This window comes from Streptomyces sp. CNT360 (genome assembly GCF_000424785.1).
Window position 1 is genome coordinate 388064 of record NZ_KE384243.1, and the last position, 20572, is coordinate 408635.

Genomic DNA, 20572 nt, shown 5'->3' on the forward strand with positions numbered 1-20572 from the left:
GCATCCGGGCATGCCGTCCACGCCATCCACGCCGCCCATGCCGTCGAGCCCGTCCGCCGCGGCCCCGGGCGGCGGACAGCACGGGTCCCCCGCGGGGAACGGCCAGTGGTACCCGCCCGAGTGGCCCGAGCGCATCAGGGCCCTGGCCGCCGGTGAGCTGACACCGGTGACGCCGCGCACCGCCGCCACCGTCATGCTGCTGCGGGACACCCCGGAAGGGCCCGCCGTCCACATGCTGCGGCGCCGCACCTCCATGGCCTTCGCGGGCGGTGCCTACGCCTACCCCGGCGGCTCCGTCGACCCCCGGGACGCCCGCGCCCTGGAGGCCGCCGGGCCCTCCGCGGCCGAGTGGGCCGAGCGGCTGGGCACCGACGAGGCGACCGCGGGGACGATCGTGTGCGCCGCCGTGCGGGAGACGTTCGAGGAGGCCGGTGTGCTGCTGGCCGGGCCCGACCCGCACACCGTCGTCGACGACACCACCGGCGACGACTGGGAGACCGACCGTGCGGCGCTGGCCGCCCACTCCCTCTCGTTCGCCGACTTCCTGCAGCGCCGCGGACTCGTCCTGCGCGGTGATCTGCTGGGGGCCTGGGCCCGCTGGATCACACCGGAGTTCGAGAAGCGGCGCTACGACACCTCCTTCTTCGTCGCCGCCCTGCCCGAGGGGCAGCGCACCCGCAACGCCTCCACGGAGGCCGACCGCACCGTCTGGGTGCGCCCGCAGGATGCCGCGGACGGCTACGACCGGGGCGAGCTGCTGATGATGCCGCCCACCATCGCCACCCTGCGCCAGCTGACTCCGTACGAGGCGGTGGCCGACGCGCTGGCCGGGGCCGGCGGACGCGACCTGACGCCGGTGATCGCGCAGGCCCGCATGGAGGGCGGGGCGCTCGTCCTCAGCTGGCCCGGACACGACGAGTTCACCAAGAGGATCGATCCCGCATGACCGACCCCGCAGCACTCCCCGGACGGCCTCTCGGCGCCGTCGGCGGCCGGGCGAGCCCCCGTGCCTACTGCGTCCTGGCCCCCAATCCCTCTCCGATGACGCTGGACGGCACCAACACCTGGATCGTGGCCGAGCCGGACTCCGCGTCGGCCGTCGTCATCGATCCGGGCCCGCTGGACGAGGCCCACCTGCACCACGTCGTCGCCGCCGCCGAGCGGCTCGGCAAGCGCGTGGCGCTCACCCTGCTCACCCACGGCCACCCGGACCACGCGGCGGGCGCGGCGCGGTTCGCCGCACTGACCGGTACGTCCGTACGCGCGCTCGACCCGGCGCTGCGCCTGGGGGAGGAGGGGCTGGCCGGTGGCGATGTCGTCACCACGGGCGGGCTGGAGCTGCGCGTCGTCCCCACTCCAGGGCACACCGCCGACTCGCTCTCCTTCCACCTGCCGGCGGACGCCGCCGTGCTCACCGGGGACACGGTGCTGGGGCGGGGCACCACCGTCGTCGCCCACCCGGACGGCAGGCTCGGCGACTATCTCGACTCGCTGCGTGCCCTGCGCTCCCTCACGGTCGACGACGGCGTCAGCCACGTCCTGCCCGGACACGGCCCTGTGCTCGCCGACGCCCAGGGGGTCCTCGACCACTACCTGGCGCACCGCGCGACCCGGCTGGCCCAGGTGGAGAGGGCCGTCGAGGAGGGCCACCGTACGGCGGCCGAGGTCGTGGCCCACGTGTACGCGGACGTGGACAGGGCGCTGTGGCCCGCAGCGGAGCTGTCCGTACGGGCACAGCTCGACTATCTGGCGGGACGCGGCCAGGTCTAGAGCCCGGCAGTGACTGCGCGGTGCCGGGCATCGGTAAGGGGCGCCCTCCATGGAAGGGCGCCCCTTACAGGTACGGAGCCGGGACGGCCGTCGGCAGAGGTGGCCGTCGTCAGCGGGAGCGCTTGGCCAGCCGCTCGATGTCCAGCAGGATCACGGCGCGGGCCTCCAGCCGCAGCCAGCCGCGCCCGGCGAAGTCCGCCAGCGCCTTGTTGACCGTCTCGCGGGAGGCGCCCACGAGCTGGGCCAGCTCCTCCTGCGTGAGGTCGTGCACCACGTGGATGCCCTCCTCGGACTGCACGCCGAAGCGCCGCGACAGGTCCAAAAGCTGCTTGGCCACACGCCCGGGGACGTCCGAGAAGACCAGGTCGGACATGGAGTCGTTGGTGCGCCGCAGCCGCCGTGCGATCGCCCGCAGCAGGGCGGAGGCCACCTCCGGGCGGGCGTTCAGCCAGGGCTGGAGGTCGCCGTGGCCCAGGCCCAGCAGCTTGACCTCCGTCAATGCGGAGGCCGTGGCCGTGCGCGGGCCCGGGTCGAACAGGGAGAGCTCACCGATCAGCTCGCCGGGGCCCAGGACGGCGAGCATGTTCTCCCGCCCGTCCGGCGAGGTGCGGTGCAGCTTCACCTTGCCTTCGGTCACCACATACAGACGGTCACCCGGGTCACCCTCGTGGAAGAGGGCCTCACCGCGAGCCAGCGTCGTCTCCGTCATGGAGGCGCGCAGCTCGGCGGCCTGCTCCTCATCGAGCGCCGCGAAGAGCGGGGCGCGCCGCAGAACGTCGTCCACGAGTTCTCTCCTTGTCGACCTGCCCATGGGGTCCGTGACTCCCATGATGCCGGACGGTGAAACCATGCGATCAGTCACAGCAATCAGTCCCAAGTTTGAAGCATCCGTGCGGTGAGCCCCAAGGCGGGGCGCGCTAGGGCTCCGGATCGCGCTGCACGGCCCACGAATGTCGGCGGGCGCCCTTACGCTGGCCGAGTGTCCACTCTCCCGTGAAGCAGACGTACGGGCGGGGGGCTGTACGGGTGACGGCGACAGAGGATTCCGCTGTGAGCGAACATGAGCCCCCCAGGGGGACGACGGGCCGGACGACGGCCGAGGCAGGCACGGGCAAGAAGGCCTCGCCCGGCAAGACGGTCACCAAGAGTACGGCCGCCAGGACGGCCTCCGCGAAGTCCTCCACCACGAAGAAGGCCGCCACCACGAAGAAGGCCGCCGCCGGGAAGAAGGCGGCTGCGAAGAAGGGCGGCGGGGCCGCGAAAAAGGCCACCGCTGCCCGGCAGGCTTCCGGCAGCAAGCCGGAGTCGCAGGGGTCGAAGGCGAAGCGGGCGGCGCGGATCAACGACGCGCTGGCGGAGGTCTACTACTACGCCCACCCGGAGCTCGATTTCGAGAATCCGTTCGAATTGCTGGTGGCCACGGTCCTCTCCGCGCAGACGACCGACCTCCGCGTCAACCAGACGACCCCCGCTCTCTTCGCCGCGTACCCCACCCCCGAGGACCTGGCCGCAGCCAACCCCGAGGAGCTGGAGGAGCTGATCCGTCCCACCGGGTTCTTCCGGGCCAAGGCGAAGTCCCTGCTGGGGCTGTCGGCCGCGCTGCGGGACGACTTCGGCGGCGCCGTCCCGGACACCGTGGAGGACCTGGTGAAGCTGCCGGGCGTCGGCCGCAAGACGGCCTTCGTGGTGCTCGGCAACGCCTTCGGCGTCCCCGGGCTGACCGTCGACACGCACTTCGGGAGGCTCGTGCGCCGCTGGAAGCTCACCGAGCAGACGGACGCCGTCAAGGTCGAGCAGGAGATCGACGACCTGCTGCCCGAGAGCGAGTGGACGATGTTCTCGCACCGCACGATCTTCCACGGCCGCCGCATCTGCCACTCCCGCAAGCCCGCCTGCGGAGCCTGCCCCATCGCGGAGCTGTGCCCCTCCTACGGGGAGGGAGAGACCGACCCGGAGAAGGCGAAGAAGCTGCTCAAGTACGAGATGGGCGGCCAGCCGGGGCAGCGGCTCAAGCCGCCGGCCGACTACCCGGGGCAGCCCGCGCCACCGCTGCCCGGGCGTGCGGCGGACCGGGCCGGCGCCGGGACCGCCCGGTGACGCCTGCCAGGCACCCCGAGGGCCGGGTGACGCCGGAGGGCGCCGACAGCCGGACGATCCCGGGCGGCCCCACCGGCCGGGCGGCCCCCGACGGCTCCTCCGGGACCTTGCCCGCCGTCGAGGTCAGCGGGCAGGGCCTGCCCGCGTGGCTGAGGCCGGTGCGGGACGCGGCCGAGACGGTGGAGGCGCGCCAGCTCAGCCGTTTCCTGCCCCCGCAGGACGGCGGCGGCCGCCCCTCGGCCGTCCTCGTGCTGTTCGGCGAGGGCGCGGAAGGCCCCGAGCTGCTGCTCATCCAGCGGGCCTCCAGCCTGCGCGCGCACGCCGGTCAGCCGTCCTTCCCCGGCGGCTCCCTCGACCCGGAGGACGGCGACCCGCAGGGGGACGGGCGGCTGCGTGCCGCGCTGCGCGAGGCCGAGGAGGAGACGGGGCTCGATCCGTCGGGCGTGCAGGTGTTCGGCGACCTGCCGAGCCTGTACATCCCCGTCAGCGGTTTCGTCGTCACGCCGGTGCTCGGCTGGTGGCGCAGCCCGAGCCCGGTCGCGCCCGTGGACCCGGCGGAGACGGCGCGGGTCTTCACCGTCCCCGTCGCCCACCTCACCGACCCCGCCAACCGCGCCATGGCGGTCCACCCCGCCGGGCACGTGGGGCCCGCCTTCATGGTCGGCTCGGCGCTGGTGTGGGGGTTCACGGCGGGGCTCATCGACCGGCTGCTGCACCATGCCGGGTGGGAACGCGCCTGGGACCGCGACCGCCGGGTCCCGCTCGACTGGCACGCGTGATCGCGCCGCGCGTCCGCATGAGACGGTGTCCTCCCCGCTGTCCGTACGGTGCTCCCTGCGTGCCGTACGGTGCCCCGCGGGCCGGGGCCGGGGGACAGGCGGGGCGGAACGGGACTTTCGTGGCGAACTCAAGGCGAGGCTGATTCGGTGAACGTGCTGGACGTACTGCTGATCGTGGCAGCCGTGTGGTTCGCGATCGTCGGCTATCGCCAGGGCTTCGTCGTCGGCATCCTGTCCGTCGTCGGCTTCCTCGGCGGCGGGCTGGTGGCGCTGTCGGTGCTGCCCGTGCTGTGGGACCAGTTCACCGACGGGAACCGGCCCGGTACGGGGATGGCGGTCGGCGCCGTGGTGCTCGTCATCGTCTGCGCCTCCGTCGGCCAGGCCCTCACCACGCACCTGGGCAACAAGCTGCGCCAGTACATCACCTGGTCCCCGGCGCGGGCACTGGACGCGACGGGCGGCGCGCTCGTCAACGTACTGGCGATGCTTGTCGTCGCCTGGCTGATCGGCTCCGCGCTGGCCGGCACCGCGCTGCCGACGCTGGGCAAGGAGGTCCGCAGCTCCAAGGTGCTCGTCGGCGTCTCACGGGTGATGCCCCAGCAGGTCAACGGCGCCTTCGCCGACTTCTCCTCCGCCCTGGCCAAGAACGGCTACCCGCAGGTCTTCTCGCCCTTCTCCGACGAGCCGATCCGGGACGTGGCCCCGCCCGACCCCCGGCTGGCGGGCAGCCCCGTGGTCCAGAGGGCCCAGCGCAGCATCGTGAAGGTCGTCGGTACGGCAGCGGGCTGCGGCAAGGAACTGGAGGGCACCGGCTTCGTCTTCTCGCCGGGCAAGGTGATGACCAACGCCCACGTCGTCGGCGGCGTCCGGGAGCCCACCGTGCAGATCGGCGGGGAGGGGGCGCGCCACGACGCGCGCGTCGTCCTCTACGACTGGAAACGCGACATCGCCGTCCTCGACGTCCCCGGGCTGGGCGCGCCGGCGCTGCACTTCGCCCAGGAGGGCGCCGACAGCGGGGACGGCGCGATCGTCGCCGGCTTCCCCGAGAACGGCAGCTACGACGTACGCTCCGCGCGGGTGCGCGGCCGCATCCACGCCAACGGGCCCGACATCTACCACCGGTCCACCGTCACCCGCGACGTCTACTCGCTCTACACCACGATCCGGCAGGGCAACTCCGGCGGCCCGCTGCTGACCCCGGACGGCCGGGTCTACGGCGTCGTGTTCGCCAAGTCCCTGGACGACGACCGCACCGGCTACGCGCTCAGCCTCGACGAGATCCGCGAGGACGTCACCAAGGGCCGCACCGCGCAGCGGCCGGTGGACAGCCAGGGCTGCGCGATCTGAGCCGCCCGCGCGGGAGTCACCTCGGGGCCGGTCTCAGGTGCGGGTGGTGTGCCGCAGTCTGGCGCCGACCCAGCGTGCGCGGCGGCGCAGGATGCGGGGGATGCCCAGCTCGGCGTCCGCGAGGTGCGGCCAGGTGGCGGCACGGGGGGAAGCCTGTCCACGCGTCTGCCTCAGATGGCCGCGGTTCCGTGCCACGTCACCGAAGTCGTGCGTCAAGCCCATACCGGCTTCCTTGCCCCTGTCCCAAGGTCAGTAATCGTGCGTTCGCCGCCCGTTCGGTCTATGCGGCAGGCATGTGTGCGAACGGCGGACGCGAGGGGCGCGAGACCGGGAGGAACCGGGCCGGAGGCGTGGAGGAGACCGGCTCAGCGGTCCGGTTCAGGGTCGCTGAGCCAGTGCACCAGTTCGCTGGTGAAGGCTCGCGGATCCTCCTCGTGCGGCCAGTGCCCCAGCCCGTCGAAGAGCCGCCAGCGGTACGGGGCCTCCACGTACTGACCGGAACCGGCCGCGCTGCGGGTGCGCAGCACCGGGTCGAGCGAACCGTGCAGATGGAGCGTGGGGACCCGCACCGGCCGCTTCATCCTCCGGTAGAACTGCACCCCGTCCGGGCGGGCCAGCGAGCGCACCAGCCACCGGTACGGCTCGACCGAACAGTGCGCCGTGGAGGGTACGCACATGGCGCGCCGGTAGTTCCCGACAGCCGCCTCCTCGGTCGCCCCGGCCAGCTTGGGGCCCGCCCAGTCGCGGATCAGCTTGCCCACCAACGCGCCCTCGTCCGCGACGAGCTGACGCTCCGGTAGCCACGGGCGCTGGAACCCCCAGATGTGGGAGCCGGCCGCCGTCTGCCGTACGTCCCCCAGCATCGCCGCCCGCCACCGGCGTGGGTGCGGCATCGAGACGGCGACGAGCCGGCGGATCAGCTTGGGCCGCATCACCGCCGCCGTCCACGCCAGGTAGCCGCCCACGTCGTGTCCGACCAGCGCCGCGTCCGGCTCGCCCAGCGAACGGATGACCCCGGTCACATCGAGTGCGAGGTTGGCCGGGTCGTAGCCGCGCGGCGTACGGTCGCTGCCCCCCACACCGCGGAGGTCCATGGCGACGGCACGGTAACCGGCGTCCGCGAGGGCGGGGAGCTGGTGCCGCCAGGCCCACCAGTACTGCGGAAAGCCGTGCAGCAGCAGCACGAGCGGCCCCTCGCCCATCTCGGCGATGTGGAAACGCGCTCCGTTGGCGGCCACGTCCCGATGCGTCCAAGGGCCCTCGGGACGGATCACGGCCGCGGGACTGTCTGCGAGCGTCATACGGACGAGCGTGTCACACCCTGAAGCTGCGGGCGCTCGGCCCCCGGGTCCTCCGCCGTGCGCGGGTGCGGCTTGGCGTGCGAGAGGACCGAAGCGCTCTGCTTGGCGGAGGCCATCGACTTCTGCGGGCTCTTGCTCTTGGCGACCTTCGTGAACTTCATCCGCGCCAGCAGCAGCAGGAGCAGCGCGAGCACGATGTAGGCGCCGCCCACGATCAGGAACGACCAGGCCAGGCCGAGGCCGAGGTTGTGGATACCGAACGCGGCGGCGAAGCTCAGTACAGGCAGGGCGAACAGCAGGAGGACCCCGGCGACCGTGGCGGCCCCGCCGCCCATCACGCCGCGTTTGACGTCCTGTCGCAGCTCGGCCTTGGCCAGCGCGATCTCGTCGTGCACCAGCGCGGACATCTCCGCGGTGGCTGCCGCGACCAACTGGCCGAGGCTGCGGCCGTCGTCGGCTGCGCTCATCGCTGTCTCTCCCTTGTTCCTCGTACGGGCGCGTGGCGTGCGGACCGGCCCCTCGGGGGCGCGGGGCCGGAGCTTTCCCTGGCTGGTGCCCCGATTACCGGCCGGTCAACATGCCGTCAGGCTCAGATCATGCCGGACCATCGTCCGTCACGTCCCGGCCCCGGGCCACCTCGGCGAGCCCGACACCCCTTCCGCCGCCCCACGTGTCCCGTTTTCCGGCGCCGTTCGGGGGCTGTTGCTGTCCCGCCGGATCCCACCGGGGCACCACGGCGGGCCGCTCCTTGCCCGCCGCGGACACGGGCGAGGGGGCGCCCGGCGCGCTGCCGGGCGCCCCCTCGGGGCTGCCGCGCCTGACAAGCCGGTGCCCGTCGGCTCAGGTGTCCGGCGGTCAGTCCTCGCTCGGCGCGCTCGGCAGCTTGGACTGGATGAGGTCCATCACGGAGGCGTCGGTGAGGGTCTGGGTGTCACCGAGCGTCCGGTTCTCCGCGACGTCCCGCAGCAGCCGGCGCATGATCTTGCCCGAGCGGGTCTTGGGCAGCTCCGCCACCGGCAGGATCCGCTTCGGCTTGGCGATCGGGCCGAGCTGCTTGGCCACATGGTTGCGCAGCTCCTCGACCAGCGCCTCGTCCTCGGCGGTCTCCGCCTCGCCGCCGCGCAGAATGACGAACGCACAGATGGCCTGCGTCGTCTGCGGGTCGGTGGCGCCGACGACCGCCGCCTCCGCCACCTTCGGGTGCGAGACCAGCGCGGACTCCACCTCCGTGGTGGAGATGTTGTGTCCGGAGACGAGCATCACGTCGTCCACCCGGCCCAGCAGCCACACGTCGCCGTCGTCGTCCTTCTTGGCACCGTCACCGGCGAAGTACCTGCCCTGGAAGCGCGACCAGTAGGTGTCCAGGAACCGCTGGTCGTCGCCCCAGATGGTGCGCAGCATCGAGGGCCACGGCTCGGTCAGCACGAGGTAGCCGCCCGCGCCGTCGGGCACCTCGGCGGCCTCGTCGTCCACGACGGTCGCCGAGATGCCCGGCAGCGGCACCTGCGCCGAGCCCGGCTTGGTCTCGGTGACGCCCGGCAGCGGGCTGATCATGATGCCGCCCGTCTCCGTCTGCCACCAGGTGTCGACCACCGGCGTGCGGTCGGCGCCGATGTGGTGCCGGTACCACATCCACGCCTCCGGGTTGATCGGCTCGCCGACCGACCCCAGGACGCGCAGCGACGACAGGTCGAACTTCGCCGGGATGTCGTCGCCCCACTTCATGCAGGCGCGGATCGCCGTGGGCGCCGTGTAGAGGATGGTGACGCCGTACTTCTGCACGATCTCCCACCAGCGCCCCTTGTGCGGCGAGTCCGGCGTCCCCTCGTACAGCACCTCCGTCGCCCCGTTGGCCAGCGGGCCGTAGACGATGTACGAGTGCCCGGTCACCCAGCCGACGTCGGCCGTGCACCAGAAGACGTCGCTCTCCGGCTTGAGGTCGAAGACCGCGTGGTGCGTGTAGGCGACCTGCGTCAGGTAGCCGCCCGTGGTGTGCAGGATGCCCTTCGGCTTCCCGGTGGTGCCGGAGGTGTAGAGGATGAACAGCGGGTGCTCGGCGTCGAAGTGCTGCGGAGTGTGCTCCTCGGACTGGCGGCCCACCAGCTCGTGCCACCACACGTCGCGGCCCTCGGTCCAGGAGATGTCCTCCTGGCCCGTCCGCCTGACGACCAGCACGCTGCGCACGTTCTCGGTGCCCGGCCGGGTCAGCGCCTCGTCGACGGCCGGCTTGAGCGCGGAGGGCGCCCCCTTGCGGTAGCCGCCGTCGGAGGTGATGACGACCCGGGCGTCGGCGTCCTCGATACGGGTCGCCAGAGCGTCCGCCGAGAAGCCGCCGAACACCACCGAGTGCGGGGCGCCGATGCGGGCGCACGCCAGCATCGCGACCACCGTCTCGGGGATCATCGGCAGGTAGATCGCCACCCGGTCGCCCGCCTGGACGCCCAGCTCGGTCAGCGCGTTGGCCGCCTGCGAGACCTCGCGCTGGAGGTCGGCGTAGGTGAGCGTACGGGTGTCCCCGGGCTCGCCCTCGAAGTTGATGGCCACCCGGTCGCCGCGGCCGGCCTCCACGTGGCGGTCCACGCAGTTGTAGGCGACGTTGAGCTTGCCGTCCTTGAACCACTTGGCGAACGGCGGGTTCGACCAGTCGAGCGTCTCGGTCGGCTCGGTGCCCCAGCTCAGACGGCGCGCCTGCTCGGCCCAGAAGCCCAGCCGGTCAGCCTTCGCCTGCTCGTAGGCCGCGGCGGTGACATTGGCGTTCGCGGCCAGCTCCGCGGGCGGGGCGAATTTCCGCTCCTCCTTCAGCAGGTTGGCCAGGCTCTCGTTGCTCACGGCATCTCCCTTTCCCGGGCTGTGCGCTCTGTCCCGGGCCATAGCTCATCAGCCCCCGTACCCCCATGACAAGGGCCGTTGCCGAAATTGGTGTAGACCTGTCGGATGTCGGGTGTGACGGTATGTTCTTCGCACCTCGGGGACTGCCGCGCAAGCGGTTCGTGGCCGCAGGGGTCCGCTTCCGCGCCGGTCCCGCCCCCGGTGCCGGGCCGAGTGTCGCAGGGTGGGGCCGCCGCGCCGCAGCCGGTGGGGCGCCGTACGGAGAGCCGTCCCCGGGCGGGGTGCCGTCGTCCGCCGGAGCCGAACACGCCTGCCGGTAGTTGCAGTCGGAGAGGTGTGCTGCGGGCGGGCCCGGCGTCGCCCGGCTGACGCCGGAAGCTCGCCCGGGCGCCGCCCTGGAGGTCCACGAGTCGCTCCCGCCCCGGGTCCACGACTGCCCCCGCCCCAGCGGGCACCTGTGCCGGGGTGCGGCTGGGCCGGGGCTCCGCGCACCGCCCAACTGCCCCCGGACGGCGAGGCGGTACCGGCCGCGTGGGCCCGTCGCCCTGCGGCCCCTCCCGTCTCAGGGGGTCCGCCGTCGGCCCTGCGGGGTCACGTGAAGCGGCTGCTCTTCCACCGGCCTGTCCGGCTTGACGACGATCCGCACCCTGCGGTGGGGCCCTGGTCGGTCGGCACGGGGCTCCGCGTTTCCTCGCCTCCTTTTTCTCACCCTCAAGCAGAAGCAAAGAGGACGTAAGCCCACGTCAAGCCTCTTCCAGGTGCGGAGCAGGGTCTGGCGGCTCACCTTCGGCCCATCGGGTGAACACTGGTAAAAAAGCAGCTTGTCCTATTTGTCTGATTAACGTCTTGTGTCACTTTTGTCACGCACGGCGACGCCGGTCCCGCCCGGTGACCGACGAGACAAGGCGAGAGGACGAGGTGAGCCGATGGCAGCCACGCGAAGACGACCCGCTCTCACCACCGCGGTCCTGGGAGTGCTGGTGCTGTCCCTGGCCGCCGCCGGGTGCTCCGGCGGAAACGACCCGCATCACACGGAAGAGGCGCCGCGCGGAGCGCCGCAGGCCAATCCGCAGAGCAAGGCCCAGGTCCTGGGCGACGGTTCGACCTCGTTGACGGGCCGCCAGCCGTACCAGCCCACGCCGCGCAAGCTGAAGCCCGGCCAGAAGCCGCCGCAGTTCGTCGTCTTCTCCTGGGACGGCGCGGGCGAGGACAGCAAGAAGCTCTTCTCGCGCTTCCGGGCCGCGGGCAAGAAGTACGGCGCGTCACAGACCTACTTCCTCAGCGGCATCTACACGCTGCCGGAAGGCCAGGCGAAACGTTACTCCCCGCCCGGACACGCCCCCGGCGCCTCCGACATCGGCTACCTCAAGGACAAGAACGTCCGGGCCACGCTCAAGCAGGTGCGCAAGGCGTGGCTGGACGGCAGCGAGATCGGCACCCACTTCAACGGCCACTTCTGCGGGCCGAGCGGGGTGAACTCCTGGTCCGTCGACCAGTGGAAGAGCGAGATCAAGCAGGCCCGTTGGTTCGTCGAGCACTGGAAGACCACGACCGGGTTCGACAAGGCCAAGCCGCTGCCGTTCGACTACACGCGCGAGCTGGTCGGCGGTCGTACCCCCTGTCTGGAGGGACAGGAGAACCTGCTGAAGGCGGCCAGCCAGATGGGCTTCCGCTACGACTCCAGCGGCAACGGCACCCAGGTCTGGCCGGACAAGCGGCACGGCCTGTGGAACCTGCCGCTCCAGGAGGTGCCGGTCCCCGGAAGGAAGTTCGAAACCCTTTCGATGGACTACAACTTCCTGGCCAACCAGTCCGGGAATGTCAACGGGCCGGTCGAGAAGCGTCCCGAGTGGAAGCGGCAGATGCGGGACGGGCTGCTGAAGGGCTTCGAGCGGGCCTATCACAGCAACCGGGCGCCGATGGTCGTCGGCAACCACTTCGAGGACTGGAACGGCGGCATCTACATGGACGCCGTCGAGGACGTCATGAAGACGGTCTGCCGCAAGAAGGGCGTGCGCTGCGTCTCCTTCCGGCAACTCGTCGACTGGCTGGACGCCCAGGACCCCCAGGTGCTCAAGAAGCTGCGGTCGCTGGAGATCGGGGCGAAGCCCGCCGAGGGATGGCGCCGCTTCACGGCCGCGGAGGCGTCCTCACAGGCGCGGTGACGCACCGGCGGAGGGGGCCTTCGCACCGTGCCGGGCGGTACGGAACGAAGGCCCCCTCCGTCCAGCGCCGCCCGGTGCCGGTTGTGTCCCCGCTGTCAGGCGGGTTGGGGTGTGGAGGGGGAGGAGTGCGGGGGCTGCGGTACGGCTGCTCCGTTCCGCTGCTCGCCCAGTACGAAGGAGGGGTCGACCTGTGCCGCGAGGTCCGCGCCGGTCTTCGCGTTGCCCCAGCTCTCCGCGTTGCGCAGGTGGAAGTGCACCATCTGACGGGTGTAGCGCTCCCAGTCGCGTCCCTCGTACACCGCGTCGGCTGCGTCGTGAAGAGTGCACAGGGCGCGGCGGTCCGCCTCCGCGAGCTCCGGGAAGGGGCGCGGCCGGCCCTTCTCCATGGCGCGGACCCAGTCCGAGTGGCCCAGCGTCACCAGGAGGTCGTCGCCCACCTCCTGGCGGAGGAAGTCGAGATCGTCCTCGCCCTGCACCTTGTTGCCCACGACCTTGAGCGGGACGCCGAAGTCGCGGGCGTACTCCTTGTACTGCCGGTACACGGAGACGCCCTTGCGGGTCGGTTCGGCCACCAGGAAGGTCATGTCGAAGCGGGTGAACATCCCGGAGGCGAAGGAGTCGCTGCCCGCCGTCATGTCGACGACCATGAACTCGTCGCGGCCGTCGATCAGATGGTTGAGGAACAGCTCCACCGCGCCGGTCTTGGAGTGGTAGCAGGCGACGCCCAGGTCCGACTCGGTGAACGGGCCGGTCGCCAGCAACCGGATCGCGGTGCCGTCCAGCGTGACCGACCGCGCGCACGCGTCGTAGACCGGGTTGTCCTCCTGGAGGCGCAGCAGCCGGGAGCCCTCACCGGGCGGTGTCGTCTTGATCATGGTCTCGGCGGAGGCGATCCGCGGGTTGCTGCCGCGCAGATACTCCTTGATCAGCGGCAGGTGCGCCCCCATGGCGGGTAGCGCGGCGGCCTCCTCGTCGTCCAGCCCCAGGGCCGCTCCCAGGTGCTGGTTGATGTCGGCGTCGACGGCGACGACGGGTGTGCCGGTGGCGGCGAGGTGGCGGATGAACAGCGAGGACAGGGTCGTCTTGCCGCTGCCGCCTTTCCCTACGAAAGCGATCTTCATGTTCAGCAGCGTAAGGCGACAGGGGTGCCGGCCCGTAATACGTGAGTGAAGAAGACCACTCGATCGTGGGGTTGGGCCGCCCGGGTGGGTGCGTAGGGTCGTGCGCATGAGTAGCACCGCCGGCTCCAACGGTCGCGCCCCCGCGGCCCCAGCGCCCGCCGCCGACCCGCTCGCCCCTCTTGCTGCGCTGCCGGGCGTGCCCGAAGCCGTGGACTCCGTGCGCGCCTCGGTCGACCGCGTCTACGGGCACCGGATCATGCGCCGCCGCAGCAGTGAGGTCAGCGCGGAGGCGGCGCTGCGCGGGGCTCGCGCCTCCGCCGCGGTGGAGGGTGCCGACTGGGCGCTGGAGGAGGTGCGACGGCGCAGCGACTTCGGCAGCGAGGCCGAGGCGCGCACCGTCGGTGCGGCTCTGCGGGTGTCCGCCGAGGCCGGACAGCTGCTCGACATCTGGCAGCAGTCCCCGCTGCGGGTCCTCGCCCGGCTGCACCTGGTCTCGGCCTCCGGCGCGGCCCCCGACGAGACCGTCGGTCGTCCCCGGCGTGCCGGGGAGCCGGTGGAGGGCGCCGGGCCGGGCCTGGAGCCTCCCGGTGCCGACGAGGTCGCGGCACGCCTGGACGGCCTGGCCCAGCTCGTCTCCGGCGGTTCCACGGCGCCGGCCCTCGTCGTCGCCGCGGTGGTGCACGGCGAGCTGCAGGCACTGTGCCCGTTCGGCTCGTACAACGGGGTGGTCGCGCGGGCCGCCGAACGCGTGGTGCTGGTCGGCAGCGGCCTGGATCCGAAGGCCATCTGTCCCGCCGAGGTGGGCCACGCCGAACTCGGGCGGGAGGCCTACAGCACGGCGTTGGCGGGTTACGCCTCGGGAACACCCGAAGGGATGAGCGCGTGGATCGCGCACTGCGGGCGCGCCGTCGAGTTCGGTGCGCGGGAGAGCACGGCGGTCTGTGAGGCGATGCAGCGCGGAGCCGCCTGACGCACGTGCGGTGGCCCCGCCGCTCGGGCGGGGCCACCGCTGGCATGTCGACCGGGTTACCAGTGCGTGCTTCACATGTGTGTCCGGACATCAGGGTGGGTGCTTTGCCCTTCCCTGGTGGGACCTGCCCCGTCGCGGGCTGTGCGTCGCGTGGGTGCCCGATGTTCATGCATCCGGTCCGTGGGGCCTTGAGTGGGACGGGATCCTCTCGGATGCCGCTGGTCTCGCGGGCCGTTGTCTCCTTTGTACCCCCGGCCGCGGGGGAGCGGAACCCCCGCCGCCAGATCTTTACTTTTACGTGCAACTACGGGCGTTCGGAAGGAAACGGGCATTTCCCTCCTGGCGGGCGGACCGCACCCGTCAGAAGAGACGGAAGCGTGGGCGGTTCCGGAGCTGACGCCGGTTGTTGAACCAGACCAGGCCCGCGGTCGCCGCCGCTGCTCCGACCGCCACCGCCGTCAGTGCCAGCGTCGGACGCGAGGGCATCGACAGGGAAGGGATGCGCTGCCTGAGGCGGACGGGGCGCGAGAACGTCAGTACGGGCCACTCCCGCGCGAGCGCCTCCTTGCGCAGCGCCCGGTCCGGATTGACGGCGTGCGGGTGGCCCACCGCCTCCAGCATGGGCAGGTCCGTCGCCGAGTCGCTGTAGGCGTAACAGCGCTCCAGGTCGTACCCCTCGGAGGCGGCCAGTGCGCGCATGGCCTCCGCCTTGGTGGGGCCGTAGGCGTAGTACTCGATCTCTCCGGTGAAGCGGCCCTCCTCGACGACCATGCGGGTGGCGACCACGCGGTCGGCACCGATCATCCGCCCGATCGGTTCGACGACCTCGGCGCCCGAGGTCGAGACGATGACCACATCGCGTCCGGCGAGGTGGTGCTTCTCGATGAGGGAGGCCGCCTCGTCGTAGATGATGGGGTCGATCAGGTCGTGGATGGTCTCGGCGACGATCTCCCTGACCTGCTCGACGTCCCAGCCGCGGGCGAGCGCCGAGAGGTACGCGCGCATCCGCTCCATCTGGTCGTGGTCGGCGCCGCCGAGGAGATATACGAACTGCGCGTAAGCAGTCCGCAGCACTGCGCGGCGATTGATCAGGCCACCTTGATAGAAGGACTTGCCGAAGGTCAGCGTGCTCGACTTCGCAATGACCGTCTTGTCCAGGTCGAAGAAGGCGGCTGTGCGGGGCAACGCGAGATTTTCCACGCCACTGAGCATAGGCGCCCACCATTCGGCGTAAGCTGTGGCGCGTGGGTTTGCCTGAGAAGGCTCTCGGGTACACCATGGAAGTCACGGATCGTTCGCGACCGTGCTAACCCGGCCCGACTCCTCCCCCCCCGAGTCGGCCGTGGAGACGACCCCCGCTCTCCCCCCCGGCGGGGGTCGTCGCATGTCCGGGGGTACTTTTCCGCTCCGGGCCGCGCCGGACCGACTGTTCCCGGCCCTCGGAGAGCGGACTCTCTGATTCCTTCGAGCTGTTACCGAGCGTAATCGGAACGCTGCTCTCCGGCAGTCACCGGTTTGGGTGAGCGAGTTATTCACAGACCCCAGCTTGTCCACAGTTTTCGACCATGATCCACAAGTTTTTCCGGTTCGCCGCACCGTGAATCCCGTCGGCGTCCGCAGCCGTTTGCGGACGCGAGTGCCCGACGGACGGGGAGGTCCGGACCATGGCCGAAAACATTCTGATTGTCACCGAGGACGAGGAACTCCTCGATGACCTACTGCGACTGTGCGCAGCCGCCGGGGCGCCCGAACCGCAGGTGGCGCACGGCGGACCCGACGGCGCCGCGGGGTGGGCCTCCTGGAGCGGCGCCGCACTCTGGGAGCGGGCACCGCTGGTGCTCGTCGGGGACGACTGCGCGCTCGCCCCCGGTTTCGGCGACGCCCCCGGACCGGGCTCCCCGGGCGGCGCCGTCCCCCGACGGCCAGGAGTGCTGCTCGTGGGGCGCGACTGGGACGACCCGGGGGTATGGGAGCGGGGCGTCCGCGTCGGCGCCGAGAGCGTGGTGCTGCTGCCCGACGCGGAGAGCTGGCTGGCGGGCCGCATCGCCGACGCCGTGGAGGGGGTCGGGAAGTCCGCGCTGACCGTCGGCGTGATCGGGGGACGCGGCGGTGCCGGAGCCTCCACACTCGCCTGCGCCCTCGCTGTCACGGCGGCGCGGCACGGAGAGCCCACCCTGCTCGTCGACGCCGATCCGCTCGGCGGCGGGCTGGACATCCTGCTGGGAGCGGAACGCACCAAGGGGCTGCGGTGGCCCGACTTCGCCGAGTCCCGGGGCCGGGTCGGCGGCACCGCCCTCGCGGACTCGCTGCCGCGCTGCCACGAACTGCGCCTGCTGAGCTGGGACCGGAGCGATACGGCAGCGGTGCCCGCCGACGCCGTGCGGGCCGTGCTCGGCGCTGCTCGCCGCCGCGGTGGGGTGGTGGTCGTGGACCTGCCCCGGCACGTGGACGAGACCGTTGCCGAAGCGCTCGTCCAGCTCGATCTCGGGCTGGCCGTCGTCCCCGCCGAGCTGCGCGCGGTCGCCGCGGCACACCGCGTCGCGGGCCGGTTGCGACTGGCGGTACGCGACCTGCGCGCGGTCGTACGCGGCCCCGCGGGGGAACGCCGCTACGAGACCGGTCTCGACGACGCCGAGGTGGCCCGCCTGCTCGACCTGCCGCTGGCCGGCGAGCTCCCCTGGGAGCGCGGACTGGTCGAGGGCATCGACCGCGGCCTGCCTCCCGGGTCCGCGAAGGACGGAGCCCTGGCCCGCTTCTGCCGCCGGTTCTGGGAGCAGGCGCTGAGCGGCGGAGGGGTGGCCGCATGACACCCGACCACGCCCGGACCCGGACTTCCTGGCGGCCACCTCCCGGGGCCCCGTCGTCGGCCCCCGACGGTGCGGCAGCGGGGGACCGGTTGCTGGACACGGTGCGGCGCAGCCTCGCCGAGACCGGAGCCGCACCCACGCCCGCGCGAGTGGCCGCAGTGCTGCGGTCCCAGGGCAGGCTCATGGGGGACAGCGCGGTACTGGACGTCGTGGAGACCCTCCGTTCGGAACTGGTCGGCACGGGCCCGCTCGAACCCCTGCTCGCCGACCCCGAGGTCACCGACGTCCTGGTGACCGCGCCCGACGAGGTCTGGATCGACCGCGGGCGCGGGCTCGAACGATCGCCGGTGCGGTTCGCTGACGCCGCTGCTGTCCGCAGGCTGGCCCAGCGGCTGGCGACCTCCGCGGGGCGACGGCTGGACGACGCCCACCCCTGGGTGGACGCCCGGCTGCCCGACGGCACCCGGTTGCACGCGGTGCTGCCTCCCGTCGCCGTGGGCTCGACCTGTCTGTCCCTGCGCGTGGTCCGCCACCGCGCCTTCAGCCTCCCGGAACTCGTGGCCGCCGGCACGGTGCCCCCGGGCGGGGAGCGGCTGCTGCACGCGGTTCTGGCGGCACGCCTCTCCTTCGTCATCAGCGGCGGTACCGGATCCGGCAAGACGACGCTGCTCTCCACCCTGCTGGGACTGGTCGGCCACGACGAGCGCATCGTCCTCGCCGAGGACTCCGCGGAGCTGCGCCCCGACCATCCGCACGTCGTCCGTCTGGAGGCCCGCCCCGCCAACCAGGAGGGAGTGGGCATGGTGGACCTGCGCGAACTCGTCCGGCAGGCCCTGCGGATGCGGCCGGACCGGCTGGTCGTCGGCGAGGTCCGCGGCGCCGAGGTGACCGACCTGCTGGCCGCCTTGAACACCGGCCACGAGGGCGGCTGCGGAACCGTCCATGCGAACGCCGCCGCCGACGTTCCCGCGCGCCTGGAGGCCCTGGGGATGACCGCGGGGCTCGACCGGGCGGCGCTGCACAGCCAGTTGGCGGCCGCACTCGATGTGATCCTGCACCTGGTGCGGGGGCGCGACGGGCGGCGGCGCATCGCACAGATCCACGTGCTGGAGCGGGACACCGCCGGACTGGTCACGACGGTGCCGGCCGCGCTGTGGAGCGGGCCGGACGGTGCGGAGACGGCGGCAGGCGGCTTTGTCCGAGCCAGCGGCTGGGAGCGACTGCGCCAACTGTGCTTGAGGCGTTCCGACGAGGAAGGCCCCACCTCCTGGACGGAAGCACCGGCAGGCAGCACCACGGCCAGGCGCCGGCCCGGGGGCTCCGCGAACGGCTGCGCCGGCACGGAGAGTCCGGACGGCGCGAGGACCACCGGCGGGCGGAACAATGCGTACGGCCTCCACCCGCAGCTCCGCCCCGGGCACCCGTACGAGCCGCCGCCCGCCACCCCCGCAGCCGAGGTCGCCCCCCGTGCGGACGCGACGGCCAGGAGCCCGCGGTGACCGGCGTCTTGGGCACGGGCACGGCTGCGGCCCAGGAGGCCGGCACCCACGCGGCGTACGCGGCGATGGCGTGCGCGGGGGCCGCCGCCTGGCTGATGACGGGACGACACGAGGGCGGTCGGCGGGCCCGTTTGCTGCTCGCGGGCGGCGGGGAACCGGTGGACCCGCAACGGACCTACGAGCTCCCTCGCCGATGGCAGGAGGTCGTCCGCTCGGCCCGCCGCGTGGTCACCACCCGCCTCGGACAGGCCGGATGGTGCCTTCCCGTGGGCCTTCTGATCGCCCTGCTGGGCCGGTCCTGGCTCCCGGTCGTGGCCGGGGCCCTGGCGGTGCCTGCCGTACGCCGATGGCTGCGCCTCCGGGAGGCGGACCGCCACGCCCGGGACCGAGAGTCGGCCGTGGTCGAGCTCTGCGCAGGCGTGGCGGGAGAACTCCGCGCCGGCAGGCAACCCGGTGCAGCCCTGCTCGCCGTCGACCGGGCGGTGTTGGAGCGCTTCGGAGACCACGGCGCGGCCGTGCTCGCCGCGGCACGCTTCGGTGGCGACGTGCCCGCGACCCTGCGGGAGGCGTCCGCACTGCCGGGCGCCACGGGGCTGGCCGGAGCCGCCGCCTGCTGGCAGGTCGCTGTCGACGGTGGGGCCGGGCTGGCCGAAGGGCTCGCACGCGTCGCCGCTTCGCTGCGGGCCCGCCAGGAACAGAGGGAAGAGCTGAACGCCCAGCTTGCGGGGCCGCGTTCCACCGCGCTGGTGCTCGCGCTGCTGCCGGCCTTCGGGCTGGTGCTGGGCGGCGCCATGGAAGCGAACCCCCTGCAGATCCTGCTGCACACCCCCGCGGGGTTCGCCTGCCTCGTGACAGGGCTGGCCCTGGAGTGGGCGGGGCTCGCCTGGGTCGCCCGTATCGTGCGCTCGGCCGAGGGGACAGTCCGGCGGGAGCGGAGGGCCGGGACCGACGCGGTGGAGCGTTTGTCGACGCGCGCGACGAAGGGGTCGCGATGAGCGGCGCATGGGCGGAGGTTGTCCCCAGGCTGTGGACACCGTCGGCGTGGCTGACGCTCGTGATCGTGGCCGTATCCGCTGCCGCCGGGTGCGTGGTGGGGACCGTCGAGGCGTTCCGGCGCCGGCACCACGTGCAGGGGCGGGCGCATCTCGTGTGCCGGTCGGCCCGAGGCGGACCGGGCAGGGGCGAGGGCACGTCGAGGGGACCGCTGCTGAAGGGGCGGGCAGCGCTGCACAGCAGACGGGTACGGGAAGGGGCGGGGGCCGCAGGCGCCGGTGCCGCCGCTCTCCTTCTGCTCGGCGGACCACTGGGATGGGCGGCCGGAGCGGTGGCCGCCTGGGCCGCGTGGCGATGGCTGCGCCGCCAGTCGGACCGCGATGCCACGCGGGACCAGGACGAGCAGGACGCCGAGGAACAACTGCCGCTGGCCGCGGACCTGATGGCGGCCTGCCTGGCGGCCGGTGCGGGGCCCGAGCGGGCGGCAGAGGCCGTGGGCGGGTCGATCGGCGGCCCGCTGGGGGAGCGGCTGACCGGAGCGGCGACGGAGCTGCGGCTGGGGGCGGAACCGGCCCTGGTGTGGGGACGGTTCGCACAGCGCCCCTGGGGAGTGGAGTTCGCCCGGTGCATGGAGCGCGCCGGTGTCGCCGGGGTCCCTCCCGTGGAGTCCGTGACGCGCCTGGCCGGTGAGTTGCGTGCGCGGTGGGCCCGTGCGGCGAACAGCCGGGCGAGACGGGCCGCCGTACTGGTCACAGGCCCTCTCGGGCTCTGCTTCCTCCCCGCCTTCCTTGCGATCGGGGTGGCGCCCGTACTGCTGGGACTTGCCCGCTCGCTGTGGTGAGCCGGCCGCGCGGGCCGACGGCACCTGCGCCGGACCGGTCACCTACGGCGCCG

18 protein-coding genes are annotated in these 20572 nt (G+C 72.7%); 11 read left to right on the top strand and 7 right to left on the bottom strand.

Annotated features, from left to right (window positions below; all coding sequences use genetic code 11):
- The first annotated feature begins 37 nt into the window (after window positions 1-37).
- On the top strand, window positions 38-946 hold the full coding sequence (locus H297_RS0127540) for an NUDIX hydrolase (protein ID WP_051352221.1): 909 nt from the start codon (window positions 38-40) through the stop codon (window positions 944-946).
- On the top strand, window positions 943-1770 hold the full coding sequence (locus tag H297_RS0127545) for an MBL fold metallo-hydrolase (RefSeq protein ID WP_027739677.1): 828 nt from the start codon (window positions 943-945) through the stop codon (window positions 1768-1770). The genes H297_RS0127540 and H297_RS0127545 overlap by 4 nt, the downstream gene beginning before the upstream one ends.
- A gap of 109 nt (window positions 1771-1879) precedes the next feature.
- Here the strand turns inward: H297_RS0127545 and H297_RS0127550 are convergent, their stop codons facing one another.
- A complete protein-coding gene (locus tag H297_RS0127550) occupies window positions 1880-2554 on the bottom strand; it encodes a Crp/Fnr family transcriptional regulator (RefSeq protein ID WP_016473040.1) in 675 nt (224 codons plus the stop codon).
- A 266-nt stretch (window positions 2555-2820) separates the two neighbouring features.
- On the opposite strand from H297_RS0127550, the gene nth reads away from it, so the two are divergent.
- The 3 genes from nth to H297_RS0127565 all read left to right on the top strand — a co-directional run bounded on the left by nth (window position 2821) and on the right by H297_RS0127565 (window position 5993).
- Entirely contained in the window at window positions 2821-3867 is a 1047-nt protein-coding gene (nth, locus tag H297_RS38760) for an endonuclease III (protein WP_064744885.1), read from the top strand.
- A gap of 107 nt (window positions 3868-3974) precedes the next feature.
- Window positions 3975-4646, top strand: coding sequence for an NUDIX hydrolase (locus H297_RS0127560; RefSeq protein WP_027739678.1), 672 nt, complete (start codon window positions 3975-3977; stop codon window positions 4644-4646).
- Between the two features lie 147 nt (window positions 4647-4793).
- Window positions 4794-5993: a MarP family serine protease gene (locus tag H297_RS0127565; RefSeq protein ID WP_027739679.1), complete on the top strand. Its 1200-nt coding sequence runs from the start codon at window positions 4794-4796 to the stop codon at window positions 5991-5993.
- Window positions 5994-6026: 33 nt separating this feature from the next.
- Here the strand turns inward: H297_RS0127565 and H297_RS0127570 are convergent, their stop codons facing one another.
- The 4 genes from H297_RS0127570 to acs all read right to left on the bottom strand — a co-directional run bounded on the left by H297_RS0127570 (window position 6027) and on the right by acs (window position 10123).
- Window positions 6027-6215 carry a hypothetical protein gene (locus H297_RS0127570; protein ID WP_027739680.1) on the bottom strand — a complete coding sequence of 63 codons (189 nt, stop codon included), beginning with the start codon at window positions 6213-6215 and terminating at the stop codon, window positions 6027-6029.
- A gap of 143 nt (window positions 6216-6358) precedes the next feature.
- The gene (locus H297_RS0127575) at window positions 6359-7294 is read right to left on the bottom strand and encodes an alpha/beta fold hydrolase (RefSeq protein WP_027739681.1); all 936 of its coding nucleotides are present in this window, start codon (window positions 7292-7294) and stop codon (window positions 6359-6361) included.
- Window positions 7291-7761 (bottom strand): phage holin family protein, encoded by a 471-nt coding sequence (locus H297_RS0127580; RefSeq protein WP_027739682.1) that lies wholly within the window; start codon window positions 7759-7761, stop codon window positions 7291-7293. Before H297_RS0127580 ends, H297_RS0127575 begins: the two co-directional genes overlap by 4 nt.
- Before the next feature lie 388 nt (window positions 7762-8149).
- Window positions 8150-10123 (bottom strand): acetate--CoA ligase, encoded by a 1974-nt coding sequence (acs, locus tag H297_RS0127585; protein ID WP_027739683.1) that lies wholly within the window; start codon window positions 10121-10123, stop codon window positions 8150-8152.
- A gap of 926 nt (window positions 10124-11049) precedes the next feature.
- Between acs and H297_RS0127590 the strand changes: the two genes are divergently transcribed.
- Window positions 11050-12288: a hypothetical protein gene (locus H297_RS0127590; RefSeq protein ID WP_027739684.1), complete on the top strand. Its 1239-nt coding sequence runs from the start codon at window positions 11050-11052 to the stop codon at window positions 12286-12288.
- A gap of 95 nt (window positions 12289-12383) precedes the next feature.
- Here the strand turns inward: H297_RS0127590 and H297_RS0127595 are convergent, their stop codons facing one another.
- Window positions 12384-13409, bottom strand: coding sequence for a nucleotide-binding protein (locus H297_RS0127595; protein ID WP_027739685.1), 1026 nt, complete (start codon window positions 13407-13409; stop codon window positions 12384-12386).
- 106 nt (window positions 13410-13515) lie between these two features.
- Here H297_RS0127595 and H297_RS0127600 point away from each other — a divergent pair, with 106 nt between their 5' ends.
- The gene (locus tag H297_RS0127600; protein ID WP_027739686.1) at window positions 13516-14379 is read left to right on the top strand and encodes a hypothetical protein; all 864 of its coding nucleotides are present in this window, start codon (window positions 13516-13518) and stop codon (window positions 14377-14379) included.
- Between the two features lie 360 nt (window positions 14380-14739).
- Here H297_RS0127600 and H297_RS0127605 read toward each other — a convergent pair whose 3' ends face one another.
- Entirely contained in the window at window positions 14740-15591 is an 852-nt protein-coding gene (locus H297_RS0127605) for an HAD family hydrolase (protein WP_027739687.1), read from the bottom strand.
- Window positions 15592-16043: 452 nt separating this feature from the next.
- On the opposite strand from H297_RS0127605, the gene ssd reads away from it, so the two are divergent.
- The 4 genes from ssd (at window position 16044) to H297_RS0127625 (ending at window position 20519) form a co-directional block, all read left to right on the top strand.
- Window positions 16044-17186, top strand: a complete 1143-nt coding sequence (gene ssd, locus H297_RS0127610; RefSeq protein ID WP_027739688.1) for a septum site-determining protein Ssd — start codon at window positions 16044-16046, stop codon at window positions 17184-17186.
- Window positions 17183-18685, top strand: a complete 1503-nt coding sequence (locus H297_RS38765) for a TadA family conjugal transfer-associated ATPase (protein WP_078514657.1) — start codon at window positions 17183-17185, stop codon at window positions 18683-18685. Before ssd ends, H297_RS38765 begins: the two co-directional genes overlap by 4 nt.
- 65 nt (window positions 18686-18750) lie before the next feature.
- The gene (locus tag H297_RS38770) at window positions 18751-19680 is read left to right on the top strand and encodes a type II secretion system F family protein (protein ID WP_078514685.1); all 930 of its coding nucleotides are present in this window, start codon (window positions 18751-18753) and stop codon (window positions 19678-19680) included.
- A complete protein-coding gene (locus H297_RS0127625) occupies window positions 19677-20519 on the top strand; it encodes a type II secretion system F family protein (RefSeq protein ID WP_027739689.1) in 843 nt (280 codons plus the stop codon). The genes H297_RS38770 and H297_RS0127625 overlap by 4 nt, the downstream gene beginning before the upstream one ends.
- Window positions 20520-20572: the final 53 nt, after the last annotated feature.